Consider the following 320-nt stretch of genomic DNA (forward strand, 5'->3'; position numbering starts at 1 on the left):
TCTGCACCTTGCCGGTGGAGGTGCGGGGCAGCGGGCCGAACTTAATCGATTTCGGCATTTTGTAGCCGGCGAGGTGCTGGCGGCAGAAGGTCAGCAGATCGGCTTCCGTCACGCCCTGCCCGTCCCGCAGTTCCACAAAGGCGGCCGGCGCTTCGCCCCATTTCGGATCGGGCCGTGCCACCACGGCGGCGGCGATCACGGCGGGGTGGCGGCAGATCACCTCCTCCACCTCGACGGACGAAATATTCTCGCCGCCGCTGATGATGACGTCCTTCGAGCGGTCGCGGATGCGGATATAGCCGTCGGGCTCCAGCACAGCC

Annotated in this window: 1 protein-coding gene; it reads right to left on the reverse strand. The window is 66.6% G+C overall.

All coding sequences use genetic code 11. From position 1 onward, the window contains the following. Positions 1 to 320: AMP-binding enzyme (locus tag R5H29_RS00085; protein WP_407073503.1), on the reverse strand; the 320-nt coding region annotated here is incomplete at both ends.

The sequence above is a fragment of the Stenotrophomonas sp. A3_2 genome (assembly GCF_036624925.1).
Taxonomy (GTDB): Bacteria; Pseudomonadota; Gammaproteobacteria; order Xanthomonadales; family Xanthomonadaceae; genus Stenotrophomonas; species Stenotrophomonas hibiscicola.